This is a genomic window from Edaphobacter aggregans DSM 19364, from assembly GCF_000745965.1.
Lineage (GTDB): Bacteria > Acidobacteriota > Terriglobia > Terriglobales > Acidobacteriaceae > Edaphobacter > Edaphobacter aggregans.
The window spans coordinates 1-9,966 of record NZ_JQKI01000169.1 but is presented as its reverse complement, the minus strand read 5'-3'; the positions used below and the strand labels follow the sequence as shown (position 1 = coordinate 9,966).

Below are 9,966 nucleotides of genomic sequence, written 5' to 3'. Positions count from 1 at the left end.
GCTCGCCAGCAGCTGCTTGTGAAGGAGAAGGAGCTGACCCGCGCTCGTGACGCGTTGGCAGCCGAGCGTCGGCGGATGCCGTGGCTGGCCGTGGAGAAGCACTACGAGTTCGATGGACCCAACGGCAAAGCGAGCCTGCTTGACCTGTTCGAGGGCCGCCGTCAGCTAATTGTCTACCGCGCTTTCTTCGAACCCGGCGTGTTCGGCTGGCCCGACCATGCCTGCCGCGGCTGCTCCCTGGGAGCCGACCAGGTCTCCCACCTCTCCCATCTGAACGCCCGCGATACCACACTTGCCTATGCCTCGCGCGCGTCGCAGTCGGATATCGAGCGCCTGAAGGCACGCATGGACTGGAAGATGCCCTGGTACACCATCACCGACGACTTCGACACCGACTTCGGCGTGGAGGAATGGCATGGCCATAACGCGTTCATCCGCGACGGCGACAAGGTTTTTCGCACTTACTTCATCAACAACCGCGGCGACGAAGCAATGGGCACCGTCTGGAGCTACCTCGACATGACCGCGCTCGGACGCCAGGAGAAGTGGGAGGATTCGCCCGCAGGTTACCCCCAAACCAATCCATACGAGTGGTGGAACTGGCACGACGAATACGCCGCCGACGCCTCGACCAACCCGAGGTGGGTCGAGGTGGTGGAGAACGCACTGGCGACCGGGAACCGCGACTCCGCCGACCCCCAGCCGCGGCCGGCCGTCACGGTCGCTGCGCGGAAGACCACTTAGCCGATACGGACAAGCCCTACTGGCCCGCGGACGCTGTGCCCGCACGCTGAGTAGTTGAGCACCCGCCAACGGTTCTGGCCTGTCGTTGCTACGATGAAGTTAGGCCAGATGGGTCGTCGAGTAGTTCCCGATCGTTTATGGATCGTCAGCAATCCTTCCCTAATCCGATAACGGAACCGCCGACATCACTCCTTTATTTCGAGCCGATCAAGCGGATACGCGCAGTTAAGGCCCTACCCTGAACTTCACTGAAGCTCCCGTAATCAGGTGAATCGATGACCCTGTTCACAACGGATGGATTTCCACTATTCGTGGCATTTTCCATGACGCCGCGCAGCCCGAAATAAGCGCCCCGGATGTGAAATCGCCATTCGAGTCCGGGGCTAAAGGAGACATAGTCAGGAAACCGCCTGGAGCCTGCCGCGCCCACTACTTCACGGTTTGCATTGACTGTCGTAAACGGGAATCCCGATTGCCACTTCAGGGTGTAGACAAAGTCCCAGCTCTTTTTAAATTTCGGCAGGAGAAAGGGCAGCCATCCCCAGGAAATCAAACGGTTCGGTGTGTCCCACGCGAGCGGCCCGCTCCGCTGCGGACCCAGCAGCGAAATAGTAGGCACGTAATCCAATGCCGCATTTGTGCGGGCCGAAGAACGTGTGTAGGAAGCAAACAAAGTGTATCCATTGGCAAAGGTGCGACGCGCATTGAACTCGATCGAATCATAGTGGTCACGTCTGCTGTTGGTCAGCAGATATATCCCTGACAGTGCCTCCGCCCCACCCTGGTTCGCGTAGACAAGACCATCGGCAACTCGCTTCTGGACGAAGTTCACTCCGGCAGAAATCTCACCCGGCAGTTTTCTTTCAATGCCAACGCTCCAGTTGATGGCACGTGTCTGTGTGAGCGTGGAATTGTTTGCTTCGAAGACCGTTTGTAGCGGTTCGCTGGCTGGAGTAATTCCATCCGTGGCATAGTAGGTGTCGTAGCGAATTCCCGCCAGGCTCCGTGTAAGGTACTCAAGCTGCGTGTGTTCATAGTAGAGGGCGACGCCGGCCGATAATTTCGTCCTGGCTCGAGGCCCAGGCGGCGAGTACACAACAGCAAGTCGGGGTGAAAAGAGCGGCCGCCTGATAATTTCGTCCCAGTCAAAGCGCAGGCCGGGCTCGATCAGCAGCCCCTTGCGCGCGAGCCAGCGGTCCTGAACGTAGCCGCCTGTCTCCAAATTGTGGCGCGTAAACGGAGCTTGAGCAGGAAAGACGCTTTGCCGCAGCAGCGTTCCATCTTCGCGCAGATAATTCACCGGAGCGCGCGAGATCTCTTCATCGAAGAAGATGTGGTCCAACTCGATTCCGGCCTGCAGGTCGTGGCGTCCTGCCCAGTAACGCGGCGACAGATACAGCGTGGCAGTCACTTCTTCGCGCTGCGAGTGCGAGACTTCGTTCTCGAAAAAGCTGCCCTTTGGTATCTCAGGCGTCAGTTCGTAGGGAATGTTTCCATGTGGCTCAAGGCCGTCGCGGAAACGCACAACTCCAAAACCCACGTCTAGCAGCGCACCGTTTGCGAAGCTGTGCTGGTCACGTACATACGGTAGCCACGCAATGGTGTCCCGCTTCGTCGTACTTTCCTGTGGAATCAATGACGAAAGGCCATCATATGGCGAATGATAAACGTTGAAGAGCAGGCCGCCAGAAAGGGTATTGGCTGACGTAAGATTCACTTGGGACTTGATCAGATTGCTCCCGCGCACCAGGTGGTTCGTGTTTGCGCCAGTCGGAAGCTCCTGGATATAGATGTTGTCGTATTCCGCCTCCAGTCCATCGAAGAACCACGCCTGGTTGCGAACCAATGGGCCTGAAAAGGTAAGCCGGGGAACAAATTTGTCAAAGCGCAACCCATCTGCCTCGTGAAAAGAAGGAAGAAAGTTGGTGGCATTGAAGCGAAACTTGTTATCGCCCATGCCAGTGTAGAACGCTACGACGCCGCCTGTGGCCTTACCAAATTCAACCGGATAACGGGTCGTCTCTATGTCGATCGAACGCACTGCATCAGCGCTGACTCGCATCGCAAGCTCGCCGCTCACCGGGGAGCGAATATCGAATCCGTCCAGTAGATCAAGCGTCGCGTAGGTCTCCGATCCCGCGAGGTGGACCTGCCCTGACCTGTCCTGCACCACACCCGGATTGAAAGGCAATAGGTTGCGGATATCGCGCGAAGTCGGATAGGGCACGTTGACGATCTCCGGAGTGTTCATCGTGCTCTTGTCGGAGCTCTGCTCCGGATCGATCCCGGTTGGGGAAGCGACAACATTGACTTCTTGTCGAATTACCTGCTCATGCGCGAGCACCACTTCAACACTTTCAACGTGCGCGTCCGTATGCGGTTCGAGGGCCTGATAGAAGCCAGGTTTTTCCACTCGAATCTGATACGAAGCATTCTGATGTAGCGAGTAGGTGCAGCGACCGGCATAATCGGTTTGTAGCCGAAAGGCCTGCCCCCCGGGCTCGGAAACTGTAACGTGAGCACCTGAAACCGGCAGTGCATTTTCATCCACGACAGTAAGCACCACTGGTGCATGGAATGCCGAGGTCTGGCCCGTTCCAACGGCAGCGCTGCGAAGTAAGAGGAGTCCAACAATCATTCCGCTCGCCAGTGGACGACGTAGCATGAGATCAGTTTAGTATCTGTCGAACACATAGCGTCGTAACCCATTGATTTGGAGGCGAAACGCCCCTGAGTGAACGATTAGCACAATTCCAAGGTTTGATGCGGAAGGGAGTTCAATGGCTGGACCGCCAGGGTTTGTTTTCGTGTATTTGTCCGGCGGGAATCGCGAAACGTGCGATTAGGGAGCAATTATTTCCTTTACGATTGAAACATTAGGGAATGAGTACGCCTTTATGGAGTTGAAACCACGGGAACTGCTGTCGGCCGCGTCGACCATCCCATCGCCAGGAATACCTTGGATCTGGTGAAAGCGAACCTCGAGTTAAGTGGCCTTTCGCTTAGGAGGGTACAAGCACCGAAACCAAATTTGCACAGGAGAACACATGAAATTCATAATTGCTGGATTGTTGGCGTCATCTCTCACCTGCTTCGCTACGGCAGAGGATGCTCCCTCTCCGATTCAAGTCGAAACTCTTATCCAGACCACTTCCTCATGGGACGGTACGCCTTACTAAGTCATACCCTGTCGGCCAGCCCCAGATTACGATCCTCAAATACACCATTGCGCCACACACCACCATGAAATGGCACTCTCATCCCATGCCAAATGCCGGCTACATCCTCTCAGGCGAACTCACCATCGAGAAGAAGGACGGCACCAAGAAGCACTTCGTGGCCGGACAAGCCCTCACGGAGACCGTAGATAGCATTCATCATGGCATTACGGGCGCGGAACCCGTCGTCCTTATCGTCTTCTATTCGGGAACTCCAGGACTGCCGATCTCCACCAGCAAGCAATGAGCCGTACCCTTGGTCACATCGTTATTAAGAAGTGACTTTGTGCGGCTTCGAACATAGTGGAAGCGGGCGCCACTCGAAACCACTCAAAGCAAGGCGCATAAATCGTCTGGAAGCTGGCGCAGCACACTGCTTTCTGAGCAAAGCAATGAAGATAATGTGTAACTGGCCGCTACACTCGATCACAACCGACAAGCTGGGCTCTTATCCCAAGGCCATTCGCCGGTTGCAGCGCGAAAGTAAGTTATCCCAGGACACGAAACATCGTACGTCGAAATATACGAACAACATCATTGAAGCAGACCACGGTGGCCTCAAACGAATGATTCGCCCCATGCGAGGTTTCCAGACGATGAGAAAAGCGGCTGCCGCCATCAAAGGCTTTGAGATCATGCGCATGATCCGGCGCCGCCTTTGCATCCTGTGCGAGCCCAAAGATATCGAACAGCTTATTAACGAATTGGATCTCACCTGTGACTATTGCTGCCTAATCTAAAACATCGGTATGGGAAAAGTTGCGTCTGCACCAGTTAATGCAACACAGCCGCCGGAAGCAGGCATCCAGACTTCAAACCTGATATTGGAATCCGCGGTCGGCCGCACACACCCGCCACCCTGTAGAAATCCCGTTCCTCGCCGCGCAGCGCAAATGGGTGAGCTGCACGGATACGGCATCGTACTCCAAATCCAGCGTGCCTCCGAGGAGCTTTTGCGGGTGGAGGTCAGAATTCCGATTTCCGTAGTGGGACCTGCACGTTCGGATGCTTCTCAGAACGGGTCTTACACAGCGTAGGAGATCGCGCCTAGGCCGCGACGGTAGCGGGCAGAGTGAAATGAAAAGTCGCGCCGCGTTCCGAGTTGGCTGTGGCCCATAAACGGCCGCCGTGTGATTCGACGATGGAGCGGCTGATCGCCAGGCCCATGCCGGAGCCCTGCGGTTTGGTGGTAAAGAATGCATTGAAGATCTGGTCTGAATATTCGGCTGGCAGCCCCATACCAGTGTCGCTGACGGAGATGAGCAGTAGTCCGTCTTGGCCGAATTGCGACTTGATCGTAAGTATGCCGCCTGTCTCGTTCATCGCCTCGATACCGTTGAGCATCAGGTTCATGAGCACCTGCTGCAGTTGAACGCGGTCTGCGGTAATTTTAGGAAGATCGGAGGGGACCTCGGTGCGCATCACAATCGAGTGCTTGTTGGCTTCACTCTGAAGCAGCACGACAATCTCGTGGACAATATCGCTAATTTCGATCAACTCACGTTTCGGAGGAGACTTCTTGTACAGCGAGCGTAAGTGCTCGATGATGTCAGTGGCACGTTTTCCGTCTTCCATTATTCTTCTTGCCGCCTCGCACGCCTCTTCCAGGTCCGGGTGGTCGCGCTTGAGCCATAGCATGCAGGCGTTCGCGTTAGTGACGGTAGCCGAGATAGGCTGTCTAATTTCGTGTGCCAGCCCTGCGGTGAGCTCGCCCATCGTGGTTACTCGATTTATGTGAGCAAGGTCTGCCTCTAGCTGGTGCAATCGCTCGCGCTCTTCTTCAGCACGATTGCGTTCGGTGATGTCGTTGTTGGTCTCGAGAATGGCAAGTGGCGTGCCTTTGTCGTCGCGCTGTAATGACCACCGGCTCGCTACTACTACTTTGGTTCCGTCCTTCGTGGTACGTACAAACTCGCCTTCCCAGCGGCCATTACTTAGCAGCTCCGCTATGAGCTGCTCCAACGGCACTGGGAATACCGTCTGCAGCAACTCATGGCTAATCTTGCCTTCGGCTTCCCTTGCGGTCCACCCGTACAACTCTTCCGCGCCACGATTCCAATATCTAATTCTCAAATTCATGTCGTGGACGAAAATCGCGTCATGGGTGAGACTGAGAAGATTAGCTTGCTCCCGTAGAGTCTCTTCGGCGCGCTTGCGATCTTCGATGTCCGTGACGATTCCGTACCAATTGAGGATCTTTCCCTGCTCGTCCCGCAGGGGCATGCCTTGAACCAAAAACCAGCGATATTCCCCGTCCGCGCGACGGAATCGCACCTCATCCTCGAAGGGCAAGCCTTTAGCTGAGCATGCACGAAAAGCGTCCATATGGCGCTGAAGGTCGTCGGGGTGAAGAGCGGCTTGCCAGCCCAAACCGGCTCCGGACGAGCCCGTATACTCGGTCCATCGGTTGTTCATCAACAAATTCGAGCCGTCGGGCAGCGCGCACCAGACCATCGCCGGAATTGTTTCAACCACCTGGCGAAGTTCTCTTTCGCTTCGACGCAACGCCTCCTGAGCCTTCTTGCGTTCGGTCCTTTCCCCGGCTTCGCGCAGCGCACGATGCACTGCCGGCACGAGCCTCGACAGCCGAGTCTTCAGAACGTAATCTGTAGCACCAATCTTGAGCGCTTCGATCGCGATTTCTTCGCCCATGGTTCCCGAGACGAAGATAAACGGCAGGTCGGATTCTTGCTGCCGTACGATTTTCAATGCCGACACGCCATCGAACGAGGGCAGAGCGTAATCCGCGAGGATCAGATCGAATGCGCCCTGCTGCAAAGCCGTGAGGAAGCCGGACTCGGTTTCAACCCGGCTCACATCGCAGGCAATCCCCTCCATTGCGAGCGTGTCCTGGACTAACTCTGCGTCGGCAGCTTCATCTTCCAGATACAGAACACGTAAAGAGGGACTCATGGCCGTTCAGACCTTCCTGACGCTTCCGAGAGGAGGCTCGTTGATGACCGCCCAAAAAACGCCGAGTTCCTTGATGGCATTGACGAATTCGTGGAAATCTACTGGCTTCACTACATACGCGTTGACGCCCAATTTGTAGCTGGTCACCATATCCTTTTCTTCACGGGATGACGTGAGCACGACCACCGGAATCATCTTCAATTTCTCATCCGATTTGATCTGCTTCAGCACTTCGAGGCCATCGATTTTCGGCAGTTTCAGATCGAGCAGGATGACCGCCGGATTCTCGTGAGCGCGTCGCATGAAATTTCCCCGGGAATATAGATAATCGAGCGCCTGTTCACCATCGGCAGCGACAACGACCTCGTTCGCGAGATGGTATTCATCCAAAGCCGTCAGCGTAAGCTCAACGTCTTTGGGGTCGTCTTCGACAAGTAAAATGCGTCCTATGGCTTCCATATGTCACCAGCTCCCTGTGATTTGAAGAGTGAGAAGTAGAAGGTTGCGCCGCCATCCACTATGCCTTCCGCCCAGACGCTGCCGCCATGCCGGTGTACGATGCGTTGAACCGTCGCCAACCCGATACCGGTGCCTTCAAAGGCCTCCTGCGCGTGAAGCCGCTGGAACACGCCGAACAGCTTGTTGGAATACTTCATGTCGAATCCGACCCCGTTGTCTCGGACGAACAACACCACGTGATCGTCTTTCTGTTCACTGCATCCGATTTCGATTTCGGCCTGGGGGCGTGTGCGAGTGAATTTTACGGCGTTGGAAATCAGGTTGACTAGAGTCAGCCGCAACATCGGGCGATCTCCATACCATTCGGGCAAGGGATTTAACTTCCAAGTGATGTTGCGCTCCTTGGCGTCCTGGCAGGCCTCGGCTACCGCTTCATGAACGAGTTGCTCCAGGCTGAGAATGGAATAGTGTGCCTCGGCACGGCTGATTCGAGAGAACGCGAGCAGGTCGTCAATCAGGCTGCCCATCCGATTTGCCGCTTCCAGGATCATGGTTACGTAACGCGCGCTCTTCTCGTCGAGAGTCGCGACGGTGCTCTTGCGCAGAAGTTCCGCAAACCCTCCCATGTGGCGTAGAGGCGCGCGGAGGTCATGCGATATCGAATACGCGAACGCTTCCAGCTCCTTGTTGCTGGCTTCGAGCGCCATGGAGCGTTTTGCAAGCTCCTGGTTGAGTTTTTCAATTTCCTGCTCCCGGCGTTTGCGCCCCGTGATGTCATTGTTCGTTTCCAGGATGGCGACAGGTCGCCCCTGCTCGTCGTAGCCCAAGGACCATCGGCTCGACACGACCACTTCGGTTCCATCTGCTCTCGTGTGCTTGAGTTCGCCTTCCCATCGCCCGGTCCGCAGGAACTCCGCCCTGATTTCTTCGAGGGGTGACGGAAAAACGGTTCGCAAAAGTTCATGAGGGCTCTTTCCGATTGCCTTCTCCGGCGTCCATCCATACAACTCCTGGGCGCCCCGATTCCAATATGTGATGACATCGTTCATATCACGCACGAAGATCGGCTCATGTGTCAGATTGAGCAGGCTGGCCTGCTGGGTTCGTTCCGCCACTTCGATTTCCAGCTTGTGGGTTCGTTCCGCCACTTCGATTTCCAGCTTGTCGCGAGCTTGCAGAAGCTCTGCCTCGACGCGGTGCCTACCGGCAGCGAATCGGGTAATAAGGAACGCAAATAGTATGAAGATGATGAAATGCGGTAAATCCTCCCGTGCTGTGTAGATACTGTAGATCGGCTCGATGAAGTAGTAGGCGTCGGTCATGCTGCCCAGAACAACAGCGAGTATCGCTGGCCCGGTCCCTGCATACCAGACGGTAACGGTGATGGCGATCAAGAACAGCGGATCTGCCACGTCGCGGAAATGGAAGCGCTCCAGCAGAAGCGCCACGCCGAGCGCCACGGAGACCGAAAACACGGCAAGACCGTAGCGCAGAACGCGAGATTGGATAAGCTGGCCGGCCATGGTTCAACTGCCTGCATCGCGTCAGGGGTCTGGGCTCCCCATTCCTTCCGAGGGAAAACATCATACCGCAGAAGCTTTGACCCGACGAAGGTCGGGAGTGCTGGCTAAGACGCTGTGCACTCAATCCGCCAGACTCCAAGGTGTTACTACTGCCATCAGCGCAGTGTTTAGGGAACCGGTCACTCCAATAGTGTTGACAAGTCGGAAGTTTCCGATTCATTTTCTCGGTTGATGAGAAATCTCCAAGTCACTCACGAGTCGCACGCGACATGTGATGAGCGTTTCCGAACCCACACCTTCGGGTCTTGTGGATCGGGCCATTGATTTTCGGGGAGTTAGCTCTGATCCACGGGCGTGTAAAGCACGTCGGATAAGCATTTCCGGCTTCGTGTCCTTGGCTCTGATACTCATATTCAGGCGCCGTTGTTCCATGGTTAAAACGTCTGCCATAGCACGCTCATCGACTCAGAGACTGTTGGATGCAGGTTTCGTACGCCAGGGGAAGCAAGGTCTCCGTGGTCGAACAGACTATAAGGTCACTGTGCTTGGCAAGAAAGCCCTAAATAGCGGTTGGCGCACAATGATCCAAGAAGGGCCGAGCGGCGATCTGGATTCCGATCTTCGAGTGGCGCTACTTGCAATATCAGTAGGTGCAAATCGCCCTGTGGCGGCAGAATTCCTCAGGCAATCGTCCGACACAAAAATCGAGGCGCTCGCCATAGTCGACCAGAGAAAAGGCTCGACGGAAATACCTCCATTGGCACAGTGGTGCATTGCACTGCGACTGGCAGCTACGAAGACCCTTTTGGAGGCCGAGTCTACTGCGGCCTGCACCATGGCGGAGTCGCTTCCCCGGCCTCTCTGGCAAATCCAGGCAGGGAAGCCGCGGGACTAGGAAACCGAAAGGCACCTGAAGGTGCTTCAAAGGCTGTGGTGAGGTTCTGAACCGCTCGAGGCAGCTGCCGATCGTCTACCGATATCGCGCGGTCTAGCCCGAATAATTCTTGAAGGTTGAAGAAGCGAAAGCTCCGGACATGCTGTCAAGACAGTGTTTAAATAAGCCAAAGAGGCCTATGCGTGTCAGACAATAGCACGACAGAGTGTTTGTT

At 55.7% G+C, this 9,966-nt stretch carries 7 protein-coding genes; 3 read left to right on the top strand and 4 right to left on the bottom strand.

Annotated features, from left to right (window positions below; genetic code table 11):
• Positions 1-744 (top strand): DUF899 domain-containing protein (locus Q363_RS28000; protein ID WP_051979439.1); only part of this gene is annotated, 744 nt, incomplete at its 5' end.
• A gap of 193 nt (positions 745-937) precedes the next feature.
• On the opposite strand, the gene Q363_RS27995 is transcribed toward Q363_RS28000, so the two are convergent.
• A complete protein-coding gene (locus Q363_RS27995) occupies positions 938-3,382 on the bottom strand; it encodes a TonB-dependent receptor (RefSeq protein ID WP_035357236.1) in 2,445 nt (814 codons plus the stop codon).
• Between the two features lie 470 nt (positions 3,383-3,852).
• Between Q363_RS27995 and Q363_RS45690 the strand changes: the two genes are divergently transcribed.
• Both Q363_RS45690 and Q363_RS27985 read left to right on the top strand, forming a co-directional pair.
• Positions 3,853-4,209 (top strand): cupin domain-containing protein, encoded by a 357-nt coding sequence (locus Q363_RS45690; protein ID WP_157467725.1) that lies wholly within the window; start codon positions 3,853-3,855, stop codon positions 4,207-4,209.
• 31 nt (positions 4,210-4,240) lie between these two features.
• On the top strand, positions 4,241-4,702 hold the full coding sequence (locus Q363_RS27985; RefSeq protein WP_157467724.1) for a DDE-type integrase/transposase/recombinase: 462 nt from the start codon (positions 4,241-4,243) through the stop codon (positions 4,700-4,702).
• Positions 4,703-5,009: 307 nt separating this feature from the next.
• Here the strand turns inward: Q363_RS27985 and Q363_RS36965 are convergent, their stop codons facing one another.
• The 3 genes from Q363_RS36965 to Q363_RS27970 are packed head-to-tail and all read right to left on the bottom strand — an operon-like array spanning position 5,010 to position 8,857.
• Positions 5,010-6,875, bottom strand: coding sequence for a hybrid sensor histidine kinase/response regulator (locus Q363_RS36965; protein WP_051979436.1), 1,866 nt, complete (start codon positions 6,873-6,875; stop codon positions 5,010-5,012).
• Positions 6,876-6,881: 6 nt separating this feature from the next.
• Positions 6,882-7,334, bottom strand: coding sequence for a response regulator (locus Q363_RS27975; RefSeq protein ID WP_035357235.1), 453 nt, complete (start codon positions 7,332-7,334; stop codon positions 6,882-6,884).
• Positions 7,322-8,857, bottom strand: a complete 1,536-nt coding sequence (locus tag Q363_RS27970; RefSeq protein WP_051979435.1) for a sensor histidine kinase — start codon at positions 8,855-8,857, stop codon at positions 7,322-7,324. Before Q363_RS27970 ends, Q363_RS27975 begins: the two co-directional genes overlap by 13 nt.
• Positions 8,858-9,966 lie beyond the last annotated feature (1,109 nt).

Bases quoted from the DNA above. Each gene is read 5' to 3' on its own strand.
- Q363_RS27975 (WP_035357235.1), bottom strand. From the start codon at position 7,334: ATGGAAGCCATAGGACGCATTTTACTTGTCGAAGACGACCCCAAAGAC.
- Q363_RS45690 (WP_157467725.1), top strand. From the start codon at position 3,853: ATGCTCCCTCTCCGATTCAAGTCGAAACTCTTATCCAGACCACTTCCT.
- Q363_RS27970 (WP_051979435.1), bottom strand. From the start codon at position 8,857: ATGGCCGGCCAGCTTATCCAATCTCGCGTTCTGCGCTACGGTCTTGCC.
- Q363_RS36965 (WP_051979436.1), bottom strand. From the start codon at position 6,875: ATGAGTCCCTCTTTACGTGTTCTGTATCTGGAAGATGAAGCTGCCGAC.
- Q363_RS27995 (WP_035357236.1), bottom strand. From the start codon at position 3,382: ATGATTGTTGGACTCCTCTTACTTCGCAGCGCTGCCGTTGGAACGGGC.